Genomic DNA, 19,578 nt, shown 5'->3' on the forward strand with positions numbered 1-19,578 from the left:
GGCAGATCTCTGGTGCCATCCGAGTGATGTTGTGAAAGCCTTTCCCAGGCTTTGTTCCCAGAATCCGATAGTCACTCAGGGACCTCAGCCTGGCTGCTTCGCTGATTGGCCTGAGCGCTGCCTGCATCGGCTTGCCTCGCTAGGCATGCCAATGATCTAATGAATGATTTTTTTGGTTTCCTGTCAATGTGCAGTGCGAAAATTGCTTGATTGATTTTAATTTTCTGGATTAATTAAATTTGCACGCCCTCATGGTGTGGGATTCATTCCGCTGGCCATGCTTGAGCGCGTAAGGGCGCGAACACTCGCTTGTGACCATCACTGATTGGCTCTGGATTCTTCATCCCGCCCTTGCGGTTGTTCTGATTTATCCCCTCATCGGGATGGTGGTGCGTCTTGCCTGGCAGACCCGTCAGAGGCGCGTCGCCAAGGTGAAACATCCACCGGTGGTGGGCCGCGATCACAGTGATCTGGGCCGTTGGCTCGCGGGGGGTGTCGTGCTCCTGGTGCTGATCGCCTTGACCGTGGTCATCGCCACCAAGGCGCCACCAGCTGATTTCTCTGGCGGCGCTGGTCGTGCCATCCAGCTGCTCATCGTGCTGCTGGGGACGGGGGTGAGCCTTTTTGCTCTTTGGCGATGCAAGGCGGCAGCCCTGCGCCTCAGCTTCAGCTTGATCACCTGGATTGGCGTGCTCACGCTCGGAGCCCAACCGGAGGTGTGGCGACTTTCGGATGATCCCCTCTCGCCTGCGTTCTGGCAGTCCCACTACTGGGCTGGCGTTGCCGTTACCGGTCTGATGCTGTTTTCTTTGGGGGCCCGGCCTGAGATCCTGCGGGATCTTCGCCTGCGCCGATTGCATGTCACGGCCTCGGTGCTGGCGGCGCTGCTTTTTGTGATGCAGGGCATCACCGGCACGAGAGATCTGCTGGAGATTCCCTTGAGTTGGCAAAAACCAGCGGTGTACGCCTGCGACTTTGATCAGCAGCGTTGTCCTTGAGCCGAGCCCCCAAGGTGCTGCTCTGCATTCAGGAACGACGTGGCACAAGGGAACGGTCGAACGCTTGAGGATCTGAGCCGCCGAAGAGCAACCGTTTCAGCAGCATCAGCAGCCCCAACACTTCTTGTCGGGGCCTCCGGTCCGGCCAGATCCCATCGCTGCAGAACAACCAGTGGATCAGGCTGTGCTGCTGTCGTCTGTTGAGCTCTCCCCAGTCCAGGGCTGCCCGACGCTCTTGGATCTTGAGCAGCTCGACCGGCAGAGGTGGAACGATCGTTGTCCACTGCAGCTGGCTGCTAGCCACAATCGGCGGGACCTTCGTGGCGAAGGCCAGCTCCACACCGCTTTCACTGATGGCGGTGATCCGACAGGGATGGCTATGGCCCCCGGCATCGGTCACGTTCGCGGCGTGATCAAGGCTGAGCCAGGGTGAGGGATCGCTCTGGGGAGGGTTCCAGCAGGCGCGAAGAGCGACGAGAGTTCCCAACAAATTCAGTCCTGCCCAGACCAGCCCCAGCTGAAGTGCCCCCAGTTCGCCCCAGCCCTGCAGCATCAGCTGATGCACGAGCTCCAGCAGATTCGCCAGGTTGAACAGGCTGAGCACGATCAGGGGAAGCGCCAACAACCACGACCAGCCGCCCCGGGAACGCTGGCGATGCTTGGGGGTGACCTGGAATCCAACGGAGGAACCGAGGACTTGGCAGATCAGGCTCACCACCAGCGGAACGGTGAGCACCCAGCCGGTTAGTTCGGTCAGCAGGGCTGAGCGGCTGTTGCGGTTCAGCCAGCCGATGCTGAGCAGCACCGTTCCCCACAGCGGCAGCATCAACTCGATGATGGCTCGCTGATCCAGCAGGATTGGTGCAATGCCGACCAGCCCGTAGCTCAGCGGCATCAGCATCAGCACCAACCTCGGCAGGTTGTTCAGCCAATGGATGACGCCCTCCAGGTAGGCCAATCTCTGGCCGGGGCTGAGGCCACAAGCCCGTAGCGGGCCATGGGGTAGTCCCAGGCTTTGCAGCGTGCCGTTGGCCCAGCGTTGGCGCTGTCGCACAAAATCCTCCATGGACTCTGCGGCCAGTCCGGCACTGAGCTTCTGCTGGAGGTACAGCAGCTTCCAGCCCTGTGCACGCAGGGCAATGCCGGTGACGTAGTCCTCCGATAAGGCACCCTCGACGAAGCCGCCGATTTCATCCAGGGCGCGCCGTCGCACCACGAAGGCTGTGCCGGCGCAGACCACGGCCCCCCAGCCGTCCCGTACCGGTTCGATCCAGCGATAGAAGCTCTCCTCATCCGGCAGCAGCCACGACTCCATCCGCAGGTTGCGCATGACCGGATCGGCATTGATGAATGACTGCGGCGTCTGCAGCAGGGCCACATCGGGGTCCAGCAGAAAGCCGATGCTGCGTTCCAGGAATCGGTGCTGGGGGATGAAGTCCGCATCGAACACCGCCACCAGCTCGCCATGACATTCGCTTAGCCCGGCGTTGAGGTTGCCTGCCTTGGCGTGCAGGCGTTCGGGGCGATGCTGGTAGCGACAGCCCAGTCGTTTGGCCAGACGCTTCACCTCCTCACGGCCAGCGTCATCCAAAACCAAGACGCTGGTGTGGGCATAGCTCTGTTGCGTGCAGCCCAGAAGCGAGCGTTGGAGCACCTCCAGCGGCTCGCCGTAGGTGGGAACAAGGATGTCGACGTGGGGCCTCCACTGCGAGGCCTGCCACGCTTGAAGGCGTGCCTGGGCTTCCCGACGTCGATCCGGGAAGCGGCGCCAGGCCAGCCATAGCGGCAGCAGACCGGTGATCAGTAGCCAGCTCTCCGCCAGCAGCAACAGGCCGCTGAGGCCGGTGGAAACCGAGCTTTCGAGATTGAGGCTGGCGGTGCAGCGCCAAGACAGATAACGCAGGGTCAGGACGCTGATCAACAGGATCAGGCTGCGTCGGGCCCACAGCGGAGACTCCGTTTCCGGCCGCTGGATAAGCGCCAACGGCCAGAGCAGCAGCAGCAGGCTCACTCCACGGCCAGGCGTTAGTTCTTCAGCAACGCTAAGAGGGGTGCTGGAACGACTGAGGGGGGGTCTGCTGGAGATTCCCTTGAGCCGCTTCGTAGATACGAACGCTGCGCCCATCTCTGAGGGTCACGCTGGTGCGTTGGTACACCTCAGGCACCTCTTCCCAATCATCCAAGGCTGGCCAACCAAGGTCGGGCACCCAGTACACCTCTCCTTCAATAGACCCGTCCCCCCTCTGCAGCATCGGATAACTACGGTGTTCGATTTCGACGAAGCCATCAACGATGCCGTCTCGATCGCGTTTGCTGCCCTTCAGCAAGTGATGGGCACTGCCGTTGCTTTTGAGTGATCCGTAGACGAAGAGGCGCTTCAGAGCACTTGCACCACTTCGCTCACTTCAGGAATCGCTTCGCGCATCTTGCGCTCGATGCCCATCTTCAGCGTCATCGTGCTGCTGGGGCAGCTGCCGCAGGCACCCTGCAGGCGCACCTTCACCACCGGTCCGTCGATCTCCACCACTTCCACATTGCCGCCATCAGCCATCAGGAAGGGGCGCAGCTCATCGAGCACCTTCTCCACATTCTCGCTGGTGAGAGGCATCGTTTCGGTGCTCATGGCTGACTTCAATCTCGATGTAATCCAGCGTAGGCAGCCGTGCGTCCGGGCGGATTCATAGCCTTAGGGCTTAGGACCCGTCGCTGCCATGGACCGTTACGACGCTGTGCTCGTGGGCGCGGGAATCATGAGTTCCACCCTGGCGTCGTTGCTGCATGCACTCGACCCAGGGCTGCGCCTGCTGCTGGTGGAGCGGCTTGAGGGGCCTGCCTTGGAAAGCAGTGCGGCCGTGAACAATGCCGGCACCGGCCATGCGGCCAACTGCGAACTCAACTACACGCCGCAACAGCCCGACGGAACGGTGGCCACCGCCAAGGCGCTCTCCATCAATGCGGCTTTTGAGCGCAGCTTGGAGTTCTGGGCTTCTTTGGCCGAAAAGGGACAGCTGGACCCAGCCAGCTTTCTCCACCAGGTGCCGCATCTGAGCCTGGTGTGGGGGCAGGACGATGTGGCGTTCCTGCAGCAGCGGCATCGACAACTCAGTCAGCTCCCTGCGTTTTCGGCCATGCAGTGGAGCGTGGATGCCGCCGAAATTGCCGATTGGATGCCTCTGGTGATGGAGGGGCGCCGGCGCGATCAGCCCGTGGCAGCAACGCGGATTGAACGGGGGGTTGATCTGGATTTCGGTTCGCTCACCCGAGCGTTGCTGCAGCCCCTGCAGACCGCCGGTGCGCTGGAGGTGTGTTTCGGCACCAGCGTGCAGGGGCTGAGTCGGTTGCGCACTCCAGCGATGACCTCCGGCGATTGGCAGTTAGAGCTCAAGGGCCCCACCGGTCGCCGCTCCGTTCAAGCCCCCTTTGTGTTTCTTGGTGCAGGCGGTGGGGCCTTGCCGCTACTGCAGAGCAGTGGCATTCCGGAGGCGGCTGACTATGCCGGTTTCCCGGTGAGTGGTCAGTGGTTGGTGTGTGGCAAATCGGCGTTGGTGGAACGGCACCACGCCAAGGTTTATGGCAAGGCGAAGGTCGGTGCCCCGCCGATGTCGGTGCCTCATCTCGACACCCGCTGGATTGATGGTCAGCGCTCGCTGCTGTTCGGGCCCTATGCGGGATTCAGCAGCAAGTTCCTGAAGACTGGTTCGCTGCTGGATCTGCCTCTTTCGGTGCGTCCCACCAACCTGCTGCCGATGTTGCAGGTGGGGGTCAACAACCTGCCGCTGGTGAAGTATTTGATCAACCAATTGCGCCAGAGCGAGACGGACCGCATGGAGGCCCTGCGTGCCTTCCTGCCGGAAGCGCGCGATGAGGATTGGAGCCTGTCCGTGGCCGGTCAGCGGGTGCAGATCATCAAGCGCACCCAAGACGGCGGCAAGCTGCAGATGGGCACCGAAGTGGTGACGGCTGCCGATGGATCGTTGGCGGCGTTGCTGGGGGCTTCGCCTGGGGCGAGCACCTCGGTGCGGATCATGCTGGAGGTCTTGGAACGCTGTTTTTCCTCAGGACTGGCCAGCGATGATTGGCAGCAGCGCCTCCAGGCTCTGATCCCTAGTTATGGACGAGACCTCAACGCTGACGCAGAGCTGTTGGTCAAGACGCGTCAGCGCAGCGATGCGCTGCTCGGGCTAAGCGTCTGATTCGGCGTTGTTGCGGGTGCGGCGCTTCACCAGGCCCGCCACCAGGGCTAGGGCGAACACCCCAAGCACCCCTCCGATCAGCAGTTTCTGGCCGTCCTGGAAGATGCCGGCGCCCAGGGCAACGATCGGGGCCGTGCTCAACAGCACGCTCAACAGGAGCGGCACGGCAAAGCCTCGCCAGCGGGTCCCGCTGAGGCCAGCGGCGTAGCTCACGAAATCGAAGAACCCGGTCATCAGCATTCCCGTCAGCAGGAAGGGATTGCCCTCCAGCTGGTTGCGTCCGAAGTTTTCGATCCTCACCATCGCTTTCTCGCCCACGAGGCGCCGCACCGGTCCTCGGCCATACACCTGTGCGAGCAGGAATGCCGACTGGCAGAAGATCAGGTCGCAGACCACTATCGTGATGAAGCCTGACTGGAAGCCCAGCAACGCTCCGGCCAGCAGCGAGTAGGCCGTGCTTGGCAGGGCGGGCAGCAGGATGCTGATGCCGCGCAGCACCACGATCCCCAGCGGTGCCCACACCCCCAGCTGCTCCACCTGGGCGCGGATGGGTTCCAGCCCATGCACATGAATGAGGTGAAGTAACACGGCGAGTGCGGCCACCACGGCCGTGATCAGCAGCAGACGACGCCAACGCTGCATGGGGGTGTTACGTCAAAACTGTTGCTGAGGCTCCCATGGAACGGGGGCCTGATTCAGCCGTTCTTCATCGAACCCGACAGATTCACGATCACCACTCCAGCGGTGATCAGTCCCATGCCCATCAGTTGTGCTGGGCTTGGCATCTGGTCGTAGGCCAGCATCCCGATCAACACAATGGCCACGATGCCGATGCCACTCCAGAGGGCATAGGTGAGCCCAATCGGCAGCACTTGCACCACCCGCGACATCAAGGTCATGGAGATGCCATAGGCCGCCAGCACCACGATGGTTGGGCCCGGACGGCTGAATCCCTCCGACAGCTTCAGGCAGGAGGTGCCCACCACTTCGGCGCTGATCGCCAGCAGAAGCAGCAGCCAGGGGGATGGCATGGCGCTTGATCGAAATCAGGCTCTATTCAAAGTGAGCAGTTGTTGCGCTCCGCTGAATCCAACACTCTTTTCGTTCGGTGACCAGGAGCGAGAGTTCGTGATTGACAGTTGTTCTGAGATGTCTAGGTTTTTTGTAGATGATTGACCGTGATGGGCTCCGCTGCTGCGCGGTCGTTTGATGCAAGCGATCCACTGAGACTTCTACCCACAGCGACGGAACGGCGCGTGGCTGAATTGATGGGGTTCAACCCTGATCAGCTCAGTGACCATGAGTTGATGCTGACGCGCGACGTTCTAAATGTGAGTGCTCAGATCGGTCGCGGGGAGCCGAAGACGTCCGCAGATATTGCTGAGATTCGCCAGACCATTGACGATGCGCAATCGTCCACTGCACGACCACCCAATCTGGTGGTGTTCATTAGGGATCAAGTCAAACCGGAAGACCTCTGGTTGCCGCGTGATTGGGCACGCGAAAACCTCCCGACCCGGCAGTGGTTGCTCGATAACGGACTGTCGTTTGAGAACTCATTCACCAACACGGCGATGTGTTCTTCGGCGCGGGCAACCTTCTTCACAGGCAAGTTTCCCGCTCAGCACGAACTTGGCCTGCTGTTGAGTGATATCGAGAATCCAGTGCTCGATTCACAGGTGCAGCTGAACCCTGACCTGCCCACCTTGGGCACCGTCTTGATGGATCAGGGGTATGACGTGTCGTTTTTCGGCAAGACCCACCTGAGCAAGACCATCACCCTTGAAGACGGTGAGGTCGTCTATCAAGACATGCAGCCTTACGACTTCCAGGCCTGGCAAGGTCCGGATGCTGGGCAAGACATGAAGCCTGAGAATGCAGGCGGCGGCTATGCCGACAACGACTCTCGCTTTATTGAGGAAGCCACCAGCTGGCTGGAGCAGCGCGTTGCGTCTGCGAACGATCGGCCTTTCGCCATGGTTGTGTCCCTGGTCAACCCTCACGATGTTCTCTCCTATCCCCTCACCTGGAGTGATGAGGATCCGGAGACGGATTTCGGCTACAGCGCGGAGATGATCGAGGGGAGCATTGACATCCTGCCCCCGACGGTGACTGAACCAATCAGCACTCCGGTGTTGGCCAAGAATGGCATCAACCTTGCGGGGAATTACAAACCTCAGATTCAGCGTGAGTGGTTGTTGGGTCAGGCCGGCACCCAGCCTTTGCCGACCGATCAAAAGAAGCTGAATTACCTCAACTTCTATGGAAATCTGATGGCCATTGCCGATGGCCAGATGGGTGAGGTGATTGACACGCTGCGTGAGCAAAAGGTTCTGGGCGACACCATGCTCGTGAGCACCAGTGATCACGGCGAGATGGGCATGTCGCATGGCGGCATGGTGCAGAAGATGTTCAACGCCTATGAGGAATCGATCCGGGTCCCAATGATTTGGTCGAACCCGCGCTATTTCAAAGGCGGACAGACCAGTGATGCACTGGTGTCATTGGTGGATTTTCTGCCCACCGTGGCTGGTCTGTATGGCTCCAGTGATGAACAACTGCAGAGCTACAACTTCAGCGGTGTCGACTACTCATCAATTCTGAGCCGGGCATCACGGTTTTCATCGCTTCCGATCGATGATCTCGAAGTGCAGTCGTCCGTGCTTTACACCTACGACGACATTTATGCAGGCCAGAATCCTCGCAATTCTGTTCCCGAGGGGGCCTGGGATCACGGTTTGCTGCCAGGTCCCAATCGTTTGCAAGCGGTGCGCACCAAGGATTTCAAATATGTGCGCTATTTCTCAGGTGATGATGCCTACGAGCCCGCCAATTGGCAGGGGGAGTTGTATGACCTGCGTCCGGATGGTGGGGACTATTACCCCGAGGTGGATCCATTGACTGGGGTGTTGAACCCCTTTAAGGCCGCGCCACTGGAATTGCGCAACCTCGACCCCAAGGCCGAGGCCTTGCGCGTGCTGAATGGCGAGCAGCCACTGGCCACCGATGCACAGCGATTGGCTTATACCCAGATGTCGCAGTTGCTCGATGAGCAGATCGACACGCGCTTGCAACCCCTTTTGCCCTTTCCTTCCCAAGCGCCCTCCATCACTCGCTACCGCGGCGGCTCCTTTGGGGACGCGTCGGCCTACGACGATGGAGATCGCATCGTGCGCTTCTTGCCCGAATCCGATGGCACACAAGCGCTTGAGGTGGCCTTCAACACACGCGCCGGCCAGAGCTACAACCTCGTGTCGCTTGAGCGCACCATCAACGAAGACGGTGAGCTCGTGGTGAGTGTTGGGGATCGCTTGGTTCCCAACATCATCGGCACTAATGGACCGTCGTATCAGTATCTGCGCGGGCTTTCGGAAGACCTGCAGCTCTCTGATCTGGCGGTGGAGTGGATCGGTGGATTCTTGCCTCTGGGGGGGCTTGGATGAGCGGTCAAGACCAGCTTGTGGCTTTTCTGGAGCGCGTACGAACGGATGATCAGCTTCAGCAGCGGCTTGCTGAACACCGCGTGGAGCTCTGGGGTGACAGCCACCTGCCCTTGGACATCGACTTGGATGCGGTCATCGCTCTGGCCGCCGACCTGGGTTTTGGCTTTGACCGTGCAGATGTGGTCGCCTGTCAGTGCCGCCAACTAGAGCGTTTTTCTTCGTTTGAGATGGAGAACGCTGTGGTGGCAAGCCGATACCTGGCCCGCTTGCAGCTGCAGATTGAACGTGGTGGGCGGCCTGAGCCTCCAATCAACTACTACCGCGGCTAGTCAGGGCCGCGTCTGGGCGCTTCATGGATGCCGCTGGTGGCTCCCTAGGATTGGTTCAACGAACTGATCAGCCCGAGCCGGGATTCCGCCAATCGCATGACCGACGCTCCCGTCTCACGGATCCGTAATTTCTGCATCATCGCCCACATCGACCACGGCAAGTCGACGCTGGCGGACCGGCTCCTGCAAGACACCGGCACGGTGGCCAACCGCGACATGCAGGACCAGTTCCTGGACAACATGGATCTGGAGCGGGAGCGGGGCATCACGATCAAGCTCCAGGCGGCGCGAATGAACTACACCGCCGCCGATGGGGAGACCTACACCCTCAATCTGATCGACACCCCTGGCCACGTCGACTTTTCCTATGAGGTGAGCCGCAGCCTCCAGGCCTGTGAAGGCGCGTTGCTGGTGGTTGATGCCAGTCAGGGTGTGGAAGCGCAGACCCTGGCCAACGTGTATCTGGCCCTAGAGAACGATCTAGAGATCATTCCGGTGCTCAACAAGATCGATCTGCCGGGGGCGGACCCTGACCGAATCAAAGAGGAGATCGAGGCGATCATCGGCCTGGATTGCAGCAATGCCATTCCCTGTTCGGCCAAGACCGGCCTGGGTGTGCCCGAGATCCTGCAGGCCGTGGTCGACAAGGTTCCCCCGCCGGCCGACACGGTGGAGGAGCCCACCAAGGCGTTGATCTTCGATTCCTATTACGACCCCTATCGGGGCGTGATTGTGTATTTCCGCGTGATGAGCGGAAGCATCAACTGCAAAGACAAGGTGCTGTTGATGGCGAGCAAGAAAACCTATGAACTCGATGAGATCGGGATCATGGCGCCCGATCAGCGGAAGGTGGATGAGCTGCACGCTGGTGAGGTGGGTTACCTGGCGGCGTCGATCAAGGCGGTGGCTGATGCGCGAGTGGGCGACACGATCACCTTGGTGAATGCTCCGGCCGATGAGCCCTTGCCCGGTTACACCGAGGCCAAGCCGATGGTGTTCTGCGGCCTGTTCCCCACAGAGGCCGATCAGTACCCGGATCTGCGCGAAGCACTCGACAAGCTGCAGCTGTCGGATGCGGCCTTGCAGTTCGAGCCCGAAACCAGCAGTGCCATGGGCTTCGGTTTCCGCTGCGGCTTCCTCGGCCTGCTGCACATGGAGATCGTGCAGGAGCGTCTCGAGCGCGAATACGACTTGGATCTGATCGTCACCGCGCCGTCGGTGATCTACAAGGTGAACATGGTCGATGGTTCGGAGGTGATGATCGACAACCCGGCCACGCTTCCAGATCCGCAGCAGCGTGAATCGATCGAAGAGCCCTACGTGCGCATGGAGATCTATGCGCCGAACGACTACAACGGCGCGCTGATGGGGCTCTGCCAGGAGCGGCGCGGTGAGTACGTCGACATGAAATACATCACCACCGATCGGGTGACGTTGATCTACGAATTACCGCTGGCGGAAGTGGTGACCGACTTCTTCGATCAGATGAAGACGCGCACCCAGGGCTATGCCTCGATGGAATACCACCTGATCGGCTACCGCAAGAATGAACTGGTGCGGTTGGATGTGTTGATCAACGGCGAGCGGGCGGATCCTCTCACCACGATCGTGCATCGCGACAAGGCTTACAACGTGGGCAAGGGCCTGGTGGAGAAGCTCAAGGAGCTGATTCCACGCCAGCAGTTCAAGATTCCCCTGCAAGCTTCCATCGGCAGCCGCATCATTGCCTCCACCAGCATCAGTGCTATGCGCAAAGACGTGTTGGCCAAGTGCTACGGCGGCGACATTTCCCGCAAGAAGAAACTGCTGAAGAAACAGGCCAAAGGCAAGAAGCGGATGAAGGCCATGGGCAAGGTGGATGTGCCGCAGGAGGCCTTCATGGCGGTGTTGAAGCTGAATCAGAGCCCTTAATTGAACTAGCTTTTGCTACCTTGACTCTCCTCAAGGGAATTTTTGTCGATCTGGTTGTAGTAACCCTGTGTCAATTCAGATAATTTCTCCAGCCATGGTGATTGCAGCCCTAGAGAAGTTGTATTCACAATGAGTGCTCGATCTTTTCCATCATATTTTCGATCATCATTTTCATTGGCGTAGAAATTAGCTGTTGATTGGTGGTCCCTACTCGACCAACTGCCTCCATTACGGTCTCGGTTGGGCTGGCCATCTGACATGAGATAAAGCGTGTCGGTTTCAGTGTCGTCGAATGCCTTTTGGATGGCATTCCATGGATCAGTTCCACCCCATCTTGTAACTTTTTCGTTATCTAACGTGTTGACAAATTGGATGGCCGAATCGCGCTTGTTTTCATCACCAAGTCTTACTAATCCATCCTTAGAAGCATCCCATTCTTTGTTATTGCCGTACCCTTTGGAGCTGAAGGATGTAAGCCCTACTTTGGTGTTGTTGGGTAGCTGCTCGAGGATCATAGTCATCTCGCTGATCAGCGCTTCCATTCGCGTGAGGGCACAGATTTGGCGCGTGTCGCGGTAACGACCAAGGTTGGGATCGTAAAAAGTGCGCCAAGAGCCGTACCCATCTCCCCACATCACGCAGGCACTCATCGATCCTGATCCATCGATGACAAAGCGCACATTACTGCTGGTAATGTTTTGGAAAAACGCTCCATTCAAAGGGCCACCCACTCCTTCTTCTCCAAAATTTTCTACACGTTTGTCAGCGCGTGCAAAGGCGGTGAAATAAAGCGGTTGGTAGGTGACTTCTTTGTCGCCAACGCCAAGCTTGTTGATAAAGCTTTCGGTGATGTTGTCCTCTTCAGTACCTTCCTCTGATGCGGTAGGGTCAATAAACTTCACTAGTTTAAAGTTGCTGTCGGTTTCGATTCGGAGTGCTGGCTGACGTTCCGTGCGGCTCGGAGTCTTTCCTTGAGTGAAGGTAAAATCACTGCTGTTTAAGATCTGCGATTTATCAGGGCCATCTTCCTCGCATACTGAAGCAAGGCTTTCGCCTTCTTTGAGCTCATCTTCTTTACGGCAAGGAATGGCTCCAATATGATCGATAACGCGGGAAAGGAACAGATTTGCTGTTTCATTGTATTTCCCATCTGGTGTGAGTGGAGCCCCACAACGCTCGATGGTAAATCCACCAGATCTTGTACTCATGCCATACAGAACAGGTTGATTAAGTTCCACCATTTTTACGCCGAAGAGTGGCTGAAATGGTCGCTCACCCACAAGCTCTTTGCAGTCGGAAACTAGGGATGAATAGCGGTTGTCGTTCAAATTGATATGGCTTTGCTCGTCAGTAAATGCTTCTGTTCGATTAAGAACAAGATGCATGCTTCGTTCAACTTCTGATCGTAGTAATCGCAACCCGTTGATTGAATTTTGGCGTAGTGTTGTCTTCTCTTCGGATTGATGAATCAGTGTCCCGGTCGATTGAAGGGCTAAGCCCGAAGCCATGATCAAGAGTGTTCCGACACCACCAGCGATGACCAACTCACTCATTCCCGCAAACCCGTTGCGCGGTAGCCTATGAGTTTTGGAGAATCTTTTTTTGAGCAACATCATGAGTTTATGGCTCTTTTTTCAGTGTGCCTCAATTGAGAGAAAGTATTCGTCATCTTGAATGATGACCAGATGAGTATTGTCTGAGATATTTCATTTTTCGCATCTTGATTGTGTGTCATTCCAGCTAGCGCTGAAAATTGTTCCTGTTCCTGAAATCTGAAGGCATCGCGTGCGTAGTTTGCTCTGGTCGCTTTCTTTGGATCGGATCAAAAAGATGAGGTCATCAGACATGGTGCTAGTTCCCGGTGGAGTCAGTTCATAATTTTCTAAATTGACGGCCACTTCAACCGCATCGGAAATAGAAGTTCCTTCTTGCTCGATTAGTCGCAGTGACCGATCACGAATGACCCTGTCTTTTTCAATTCCGGATAAATTCTCTGCCAATAACGAGCCAACATTAGGTCCACTGGTGCATCCGCTGTCGATGTTCTTTGCTTGATTGGCTGCCTTGATGTCGCTATTGCAGCATTCAATTCTTTCCGGATGCGTTTTCATTTCCAGAAGGTCTTTAGGCGACTTAAAAGTTGTTAGTTCAGCCCCCTCAAATTTCAAGGTGCAGCTGGTTTTTTGTTGGCCAAGTTTGGCCCGCAAACTGAATAATCCTGTTTCCAGTTGTTGGGTGTAGCGATCAACCTCCCCTTGTCGCATGTTCCTAAATAAGGAGGGCATCACGGCTGATACGCCCATGGCTACCAATGCTCCGCCAGCGATGAGTTCGAGAAGTGTGAATCCTGCTGAATGTTGTCTCATGATGTTTGATAGCAATTTGATGCGAAGTTTGGTGTCATCTCGATTTCCCGTTGCTCTTTTCCAATTTGTTGCTCTGGGGCGGTGAATTTGTAGATAATTTTTAGGATGTCTAGGGTTGAGTCATAGTCAAAGGTTCTTTCGATTTCTTCCAGTTCTGGTTCAGGAACTTTCGATTCAAGATACAGCCGTAGTGTTAAGTCAGGTGCATTGCATGCGCAGCCTATGTCTGTATCGCATGTGATAACAGAAAGCTTATTTGCATTGCTGAGTCCCTTTTTTGCGGCATAGCAGTCGGCTATGCTTTCACTATTAGTTCCGCACTGATTATTTTCTATTGTGGATTGACTGGATTCAATGTATGTCTGTATTTGACCTGAGTTCTCCTCCATCCATGCATGTGTAAGGTATGAGTCTTCTTTTTGCAGGGCTTGGATATTGTTATTGATAGCTGCTTCGATTTTGGCGCGCTTCGATAGATGTGCACTGCTGCTCAGGGCCGCTACAGAGAGTCTGCCGACGGCTGCGAGAGCTGAGGCCATCAGAATTCCAGCAATCAGAACTTCAACCATCGAGAATCCATCTTTTGGTCTTCTTCTGAAGCCTCGAATTTTGGAATGTCTTCTGAACATCATGGTGAGTCGTGGATTTGTTAACCATGTGTCTGTCTAGATAATTTCAATGTAGATGGTCTTCTGGCTGCTTTCCTGAGTTGAATCTGAGTGTTTGCTTACCAGCGCCGGAATGTGTCAAGCCCTGTGCCGCGAATGCCGCGGGTGACCATTTTTCCGTAGCCAGGAAAATTCTGATCTTCCCACCCCCATTGGCTATTGAGATCTCTTACAACGCTGCTGTTTGCTTTGGTTTCGCTGATCAATGAGAAAGGGCCTGCATTGGTGCAGATTCCATCAGCCCAAATCAGACCATTCAGGGTCGTTGCCATTGGTCCGGTTTTGACGACGCCTGGAATCAGATGAACCGTGGCATAGGGAAGGCTATTCCCCTCAAAGGCGAGCACGTAGGGTTCATTTTGAGGGCTAATCTCGCAAGTGCTCAATCTGGCTGGTTTGGGTACTGTTGAGAGAATAACCAGTTGCTCTGGTTTCTCGTTGCATTCGAAGGATCCTGCATCAACTCCACAGAGTTGGCTCCCATCCGCCAAATTAATGCTACCTGTTATACCAGTTTCTAATGGCTCTTTGGTTGTCGTGTTTGGGTATTCTAGATGCAGAACAATAGGCCTTTCTGCGCTCGTTTCGATCAGAAGACGGGTGTCGCTGAGATTAATGTGCTCCACGAAAATATGGCAGTCTTCACCCGTTCCACCACAGAGTTCGTTGGAACTCAGCCGGACTGTAGCTCCGTTTTCATTGTTGTCTTGTAGATCGCTGCGTCCAGTTAGTTCCTCAATGTTGCTGTCGCGGCTGCAGGCGATGGCAGTGCATTGTTCAAATGTCTCGGTGTCGTCAAAACTCCAGATTCTGATCTCATCAGAACCGTCTTCTGTGTCTTTTGTCAAACCTTGATTCCATAAACTACCGGTTGGTAGCCCTTTCTCAAGGATTGGGATCACTCTTCCTTCAAGATTTGTATTGTCTGTTGCATGAATATCATCGAGCAAATTGATGCATCCATTTCCTGTGAGGTAATAATCTGCTGAGTTGACATTCAACAAGATTTTTCCATCACCATCATCGCCATTGCGTGTTTGAATTTGAGTGTCTCCTAGCCAGAGATTTTGACCTGCTAAAACTGCCCAGTCACCATCACCAGCAACAATTGAGCTCACATAGAGGGATCGGAGTAACAGCGTTCTTGCCAAATAGCCTGTTTTGGGATCGTCGCCGTCTCTGACCACGAGTCCTTCAACCTGAAAACGACCCTCCCCAAGACCATTGTTGCTTGCTGTAGCCGTGGTTGTGTAACCCCTGAGTCGATAATGCAATTGAATATTCTCTTGACCATCATCGCGCTGACTTGATGAACTTTCTGTTAAGGCGATGTAGGGAGGATTAGAGCTGCTCGAACTTCCAGGTACCGCTTCCGGCATTTGACTTCGGTCAGTGCAGAGTTCTCTCAGCGGGAAGTTGGCCTCATTAGATGCATTCCAACCCCACCTCTCACTGCCTGCAGTGCTTTCGTCCCCGCTGTGATGGTCAAGCGTGAAGAGATAACCTTTATACAATGTGCTCTCATTGGTGTTGAGATCACCCAAGATGCGATTAAAGCCATTGAGTGCGGCGGCTTCTGCCATTTGTTGATAACTCTCGGAAGCACCGAGTTTTCTGGCCATCAGTTGCCGAAGCAGCAAGCCTGTCACTCCTGAGATCAACACCATGCCCATCATCAAGCTGAGGACTAGTGCGATACCTTGTTCATATTTAGGGACTTGACTTGGTCCTGCCGATAATTTTCTGAAGATTGCATTTTTCATTTTATCCACAATTGGGTGTTGTTGTTTCTTCGTCTTTTGTCCCTTTATTCATCCCACTGGCCCCGTTGGCAAGGTCGAGGCATGCGATGACGTTCAGATTGGAATTGTCATTGGGTGTGGCTGTGATGGTGAACAGATTGCCATCATTTGTGATCGTCACATCATAAAAACCACCCAAGAGTGTGATGGGCTCGAAGTTATTGTCTTCAGCTGGACCATCGTTGGTGATCACCGCGCTGATTTTATTCAATTCACTCCATTGGCTAGGAAGGCTGCCGTACTCATCGGCGTAGGCAGCGATTGTGGTTTGAATTTGGGACACGCTGGAGACGGCTTCGTTTTGTCTAGAGCGATCAATGTTGCCTTTGAAGCTGGGTATTGCCACGCTTGACAGCAAACCAGTGATGGCAACGGTTGCCAAAACTTCACTCAGTGAAAATCCGAGTGATTTTTTTTGGTGCATTTTGCTTTTTAAACTCATTCTTAGCCTGACGCATTTTCTATTAATAGTTTATTTGATAATTGCGATTTGGAGCTGAAGTTACGATTGGTTTTTGCTGAATAATGAGTGAGTGCTGAAGTTCTTTAATCGCATAAAAGCCGCCCGTTAAGGGCGGCGATTTCAAATGCTATGATGCAATTGCTGAAGATTTGGCATTCTTTTGGTTTTTGATGGTTAGCCGGTAGGCTTGCTGTCTGCTTTTGTTCCGCCGAACATTTCGCTGGTTTGGTTTGTAACCGTCACGATTTGACCCAATGGCACATTCAGCGTCATTTGGACGGTGTTGGTCTCGATGGAGTCATCCATTGCACTAGCTGTTGCTGTGACCTTTAAGATGTCTCCATCTTTTTCGCAAACATAATTGAATTTTCCGCCTGATTGGGCCACTGCAGGATTGACGGTATCATCAGCTGCAACAAAATTATCTGGGCCTCCTAGTCGGCTGCAAGTTGGGTTTCCAGTAATGTCAATGGCGTTCATTCCGCCATCTGCATAAAGGCCACCTGCAGTTTTCATGATGGCTGAAATTTGGGATTTGGCTTCTGTGCCTTTTGCTTTGTTGGACTGACTGAGAAAATTGGGTAAAGCTACAGAGCTCAAGATTCCAACAATCACAATCACGATCATCAGCTCCACGAGGGTGAAGCCCTTTTGGAGCAGATTGCGACTTTTTTTGCGATTGAGCATGGCCAGCTGGAGCCGGCTGTTGAGAGTGGTCATGGCTGGTCCGTGGATTGGATGAATGGTTTTGGCACCTGTGGTGCTCACAGATTCACCATCTCCCTTTCTCATGGTCCGTACAGGAATGAACGGCTAAAGCTTCCTAAGAAGGTTCTTAGGGTTCGTCTCAGCCGTTGACACACCAGCCGCTGCGGTCATTAAGAGGGTGGCTTCAGTCCACGGCCGTGCTCACGGTGATTGCCGGCTACACCCTGTTGCTGGGTCTCAACGGTGCCCTCTCGGATCTGCAACGGCGTCAGCAGCATCGTGACCTGATTCAGGCCCTCGTTGAACAGGTGTCTGCTGGTCAACCGGTCCCTGAGGCGTGGAAAGGGATTGGTCTGGAGGTGTCGCTGCTCGCCCAGGGCGCAGACAAGCCACCCCGCATTCAGCCCGCTGCCTCCGGAGAGCAATGGCTGGTGAGCCGGCGGGCTGTGCAGTTGCCAAGCGGTGAACAGCGCTGGCTGGAGCTGCGTCAGAACGTGACTGCGTCACTGGAGCAGGAACGCACCACCCAGCTGCTGCTGGTGGCGGCAGCGGGGGTGTCGATCCTGTTCACGTCGCTGTTGTTGCGTCCCGTGCTGCGTCGTGGCCTGGTGGTCCCCCTCGATCAGTTGGATCAACAACTGCAGCGTCTGGAGGCCGACAACCTCGGAGAACACCTGTTGGATCCTGCAGCTCAGCCGGAAGAGTTGCGCTCGATGGCTATTGCGTTCAACAACTTGCAGCAACGGTTGGCGGCTGCCTGGAAGCGGGAGCGTGCGTTCGTGGATGGTGTCGCCCATGAGCTGCGCACCCCGATCACGGTGATTTCGGGCCATGCTCAGCGCCTGCAGCGTCAGTCCTTGCCGGAGTCTGCCCAGCGCTCTGCTGATCGAGTCAGCGCCGAAGCTCTGCGCATGACCCGGCTGCTGCGGGTGTTGCGGGATCTGGCCCTGATCGATGCCGGGCGTGTGCAGTTGCACGCCAGTGCTCTGGATCCTGAAGCGCAGTTGCTGCAGATCTACGAAACGTTGTCGACATCTGCTGCTGGACGTCTCCAGTTACCGCAACCTGCAGAGTCGCCATTGCCCGCGTTGTGGGCCGATGCCGACCGCCTGCAGCAATGCCTGCAGGAGCTGGTCGGCAACGCACTGGCCTACGCCTCCGGATCGATTCAGCTGCAGGCGCAGCACGACGGCGATCAGCTGGTGCTGCAAGTGCTGGATCAAGGCCCCGGTATTCGTGAAACGGAGCGGGCGTTGGTGCTGCAGCGTTTCAGGCGCGGCAGCACTGCCGCCGGCACCCGTGGCACTGGGATTGGTCTGGCCTTGGTGGATGCATGGATGCGGGCGATGGATGGTGAGGTCGTAATCGCCGAAGCACCTGGCGGTGGTGCTGATCTGCAGTTGCGCTTCAGCTGGGCTCCACCCGAGCCATGAAGCCGACGCCGCGAATGGTATGCAGCAGCGTTGGCTGGCCAGACATCTCCACCTTGCGGCGCAGATAGCCCATGTAGACATCCAAGGTGTTGGGATCGCCCACGAACGGTGCTCCCCATACGTTGTCCAGGATCGTTTGCCGGGGTTGCACCTGATCGTGGTGTTGCACGAGATAGGCCAGCAGATCGAATTCCCGCTGCGACAGCTTCAGCTGCTTCTCGCCTCGGCGCACGTCGCGTGAAAGCAGATCGATGCGCAGGTCCCCCAAGCTGAGGCTCTCTATTGATGGTTCGCTGGTGCTGTAGTTGCTGCGCCGCAGCTGGGCGCGCACGCGGGCCTGCAGTTCCTTCAGCTCGAACGGTTTGGTGAGGTAGTCATCGACCCCCAGGTCCAAGGCCTGCACTCGCTCATCCACATCGTCGTGAGCCGTGAGCATCAGCACGGGGGTGGTGTCGCCGCTGCTGCGTAGGCGCCGGCAGATCTCGATGCCTTCGAAATCGGGCAGGGTCCAGTCCAGCACCACCAGATCGAAGCGCTCCTGCCGGAGCTGCAGCAGCGCATCACTGCCGCAGTTGGCGACATGGCAGTCCCAACCGCTCTCACTGAGCTCGTCGCACAGCAGCTGCAGCAGTTCGGGATCGTCATCGACGATCAACAGCCGGCTCGCGGCAGCATCAGCCATGGCGTGCGCGTGGGTGTTTGCACCTTATGGGTGGTTGGCGGGGAATGCTTCCACCAGTCGCGTTTTCAGGTTGTGGCGTTGGTTCTCCCTCAATCAAGAGAGCGGTTGGTGTTGCAACGGCGCAGTGGCTTCGTGATGCCACTGGCAATGACGCTATCCGCGGTGTTGCTGCTTGGTAGTGCCTCGATCCACACGCTTTCCCTGCAAGGTCATTGGCGCCATCAGGCCAGCCTGCAAAGGCTCCAAGCGCTCGATCAGCTCCAGTCCGCGGCCCAGGCCTTTGTTGCCGGTGCCCGTGCTGCGGAGGCCTGCCTGCTGTTGCAATCCTCCGATCAATGGCATCAGCCCAGCAGTGATTGCCTCCACGCCGATCCGGATCGTCTGCGCCAGGGACGAGTGAACGATCAGATTTGGCAGTTGGTGGCTTGGCGTGCGGATCACGACAGCGGTCAGCTGGATCTGCGCCTGGTCGATGGTCGCGCTGCCCGGTTTCAACTGCAGTTGGACCCAGCCGGCCCTGCGGTGGTGGCTGTATCGCAACCCCAGCTGCTGGGCCGCGTGCAAGCCAGGGGGGCGGCATGA

At 56.3% G+C, this 19,578-nt stretch carries 19 protein-coding genes; 7 read left to right on the forward strand and 12 right to left on the reverse strand.

The genetic code is table 11. The features are described 5' to 3' along the window. Window positions 1-311: 311 nt before the first annotated feature. Window positions 312-998 carry a DUF4079 domain-containing protein gene (locus SynNOUM97013_RS03070; RefSeq protein WP_186480723.1) on the forward strand — a complete coding sequence of 229 codons (687 nt, stop codon included), beginning with the start codon at window positions 312-314 and terminating at the stop codon, window positions 996-998. Between the two features lie 28 nt (window positions 999-1,026). Here the strand turns inward: SynNOUM97013_RS03070 and SynNOUM97013_RS03075 are convergent, their stop codons facing one another. Genes SynNOUM97013_RS03075 through SynNOUM97013_RS03085 form a run of 3 tightly spaced genes read right to left on the reverse strand, consistent with a single transcriptional unit; the run spans window position 1,027 to window position 3,621 of the window. After that, the gene (locus SynNOUM97013_RS03075; protein WP_255442923.1) at window positions 1,027-3,009 is read right to left on the reverse strand and encodes a glycosyltransferase; all 1,983 of its coding nucleotides are present in this window, start codon (window positions 3,007-3,009) and stop codon (window positions 1,027-1,029) included. A gap of 31 nt (window positions 3,010-3,040) precedes the next feature. Continuing rightward, entirely contained in the window at window positions 3,041-3,379 is a 339-nt protein-coding gene (locus SynNOUM97013_RS03080) for a gamma-glutamylcyclotransferase (protein WP_186481387.1), read from the reverse strand. Further along, on the reverse strand, window positions 3,376-3,621 hold the full coding sequence (locus tag SynNOUM97013_RS03085) for a NifU family protein (protein ID WP_186469368.1): 246 nt from the start codon (window positions 3,619-3,621) through the stop codon (window positions 3,376-3,378). Before SynNOUM97013_RS03085 ends, SynNOUM97013_RS03080 begins: the two co-directional genes overlap by 4 nt. Before the next feature lie 88 nt (window positions 3,622-3,709). On the opposite strand from SynNOUM97013_RS03085, the gene SynNOUM97013_RS03090 reads away from it, so the two are divergent. Continuing rightward, a complete protein-coding gene (locus tag SynNOUM97013_RS03090; RefSeq protein WP_186480725.1) occupies window positions 3,710-5,191 on the forward strand; it encodes a malate:quinone oxidoreductase in 1,482 nt (493 codons plus the stop codon). Here SynNOUM97013_RS03090 and SynNOUM97013_RS03095 read toward each other — a convergent pair. Continuing rightward, window positions 5,180-5,833, reverse strand: coding sequence for a TVP38/TMEM64 family protein (locus SynNOUM97013_RS03095; RefSeq protein ID WP_186480726.1), 654 nt, complete (start codon window positions 5,831-5,833; stop codon window positions 5,180-5,182). The two genes, SynNOUM97013_RS03090 and SynNOUM97013_RS03095, sit on opposite strands and share 12 nt — an antisense overlap. A gap of 53 nt (window positions 5,834-5,886) precedes the next feature. Further along, window positions 5,887-6,222, reverse strand: coding sequence for a multidrug efflux SMR transporter (locus SynNOUM97013_RS03100; protein ID WP_186480727.1), 336 nt, complete (start codon window positions 6,220-6,222; stop codon window positions 5,887-5,889). 150 nt (window positions 6,223-6,372) lie between these two features. On the opposite strand from SynNOUM97013_RS03100, the gene SynNOUM97013_RS03105 reads away from it, so the two are divergent. The 3 genes from SynNOUM97013_RS03105 (at window position 6,373) to lepA (ending at window position 10,874) form a co-directional block, all read left to right on the forward strand. After that, window positions 6,373-8,634: a sulfatase-like hydrolase/transferase gene (locus tag SynNOUM97013_RS03105; RefSeq protein ID WP_186480728.1), complete on the forward strand. Its 2,262-nt coding sequence runs from the start codon at window positions 6,373-6,375 to the stop codon at window positions 8,632-8,634. Then, window positions 8,631-8,963, forward strand: a complete 333-nt coding sequence (locus SynNOUM97013_RS03110; protein ID WP_186480729.1) for a Nif11-like leader peptide family natural product precursor — start codon at window positions 8,631-8,633, stop codon at window positions 8,961-8,963. Before SynNOUM97013_RS03105 ends, SynNOUM97013_RS03110 begins: the two co-directional genes overlap by 4 nt. 96 nt (window positions 8,964-9,059) lie before the next feature. Next, the gene (gene lepA / locus SynNOUM97013_RS03115) at window positions 9,060-10,874 is read left to right on the forward strand and encodes a translation elongation factor 4 (RefSeq protein WP_186480730.1); all 1,815 of its coding nucleotides are present in this window, start codon (window positions 9,060-9,062) and stop codon (window positions 10,872-10,874) included. Between the two features lie 5 nt (window positions 10,875-10,879). Here the strand turns inward: lepA and SynNOUM97013_RS03120 are convergent, their stop codons facing one another. From SynNOUM97013_RS03120 to SynNOUM97013_RS03145, 6 genes are all read right to left on the reverse strand, one after another. After that, window positions 10,880-12,427, reverse strand: a complete 1,548-nt coding sequence (locus SynNOUM97013_RS03120) for a vWA domain-containing protein (RefSeq protein ID WP_186480731.1) — start codon at window positions 12,425-12,427, stop codon at window positions 10,880-10,882. 153 nt (window positions 12,428-12,580) lie between these two features. Beyond that, window positions 12,581-13,240 (reverse strand): Tfp pilus assembly protein FimT/FimU, encoded by a 660-nt coding sequence (locus SynNOUM97013_RS03125; protein WP_186481388.1) that lies wholly within the window; start codon window positions 13,238-13,240, stop codon window positions 12,581-12,583. Then, a complete protein-coding gene (locus tag SynNOUM97013_RS03130; RefSeq protein WP_255442925.1) occupies window positions 13,237-13,809 on the reverse strand; it encodes a hypothetical protein in 573 nt (190 codons plus the stop codon). The genes SynNOUM97013_RS03125 and SynNOUM97013_RS03130 overlap by 4 nt, the downstream gene beginning before the upstream one ends. A 158-nt stretch (window positions 13,810-13,967) precedes the next feature. Beyond that, complete coding sequence (locus SynNOUM97013_RS03135) at window positions 13,968-15,671, reverse strand: hypothetical protein (RefSeq protein WP_186480733.1); 1,704 nt, start codon at window positions 15,669-15,671, stop codon at window positions 13,968-13,970. 1 nt (window position 15,672) lies between these two features. Next, the gene (locus SynNOUM97013_RS03140; protein WP_255442927.1) at window positions 15,673-16,152 is read right to left on the reverse strand and encodes a type IV pilin protein; all 480 of its coding nucleotides are present in this window, start codon (window positions 16,150-16,152) and stop codon (window positions 15,673-15,675) included. Window positions 16,153-16,347: 195 nt separating this feature from the next. Next, window positions 16,348-16,893 (reverse strand): type IV pilin protein, encoded by a 546-nt coding sequence (locus SynNOUM97013_RS03145; protein WP_186480734.1) that lies wholly within the window; start codon window positions 16,891-16,893, stop codon window positions 16,348-16,350. A 134-nt stretch (window positions 16,894-17,027) separates the two neighbouring features. Here SynNOUM97013_RS03145 and SynNOUM97013_RS03150 point away from each other — a divergent pair, with 134 nt between their 5' ends. Continuing rightward, window positions 17,028-18,314, forward strand: coding sequence for a sensor histidine kinase KdpD (locus SynNOUM97013_RS03150; protein ID WP_255442928.1), 1,287 nt, complete (start codon window positions 17,028-17,030; stop codon window positions 18,312-18,314). Here the strand turns inward: SynNOUM97013_RS03150 and SynNOUM97013_RS03155 are convergent. Continuing rightward, complete coding sequence (locus tag SynNOUM97013_RS03155) at window positions 18,289-18,996, reverse strand: response regulator transcription factor (RefSeq protein WP_186480735.1); 708 nt, start codon at window positions 18,994-18,996, stop codon at window positions 18,289-18,291. The two genes, SynNOUM97013_RS03150 and SynNOUM97013_RS03155, sit on opposite strands and share 26 nt — an antisense overlap. Window positions 18,997-19,074: 78 nt before the next feature. On the opposite strand from SynNOUM97013_RS03155, the gene SynNOUM97013_RS03160 reads away from it, so the two are divergent. Continuing rightward, window positions 19,075-19,578, forward strand: a complete 504-nt coding sequence (locus tag SynNOUM97013_RS03160) for a hypothetical protein (RefSeq protein ID WP_255442929.1) — start codon at window positions 19,075-19,077, stop codon at window positions 19,576-19,578.

This window comes from Synechococcus sp. NOUM97013 (genome assembly GCF_014279815.1).
Classification (GTDB): domain Bacteria; phylum Cyanobacteriota; class Cyanobacteriia; order PCC-6307; family Cyanobiaceae; genus Synechococcus_C.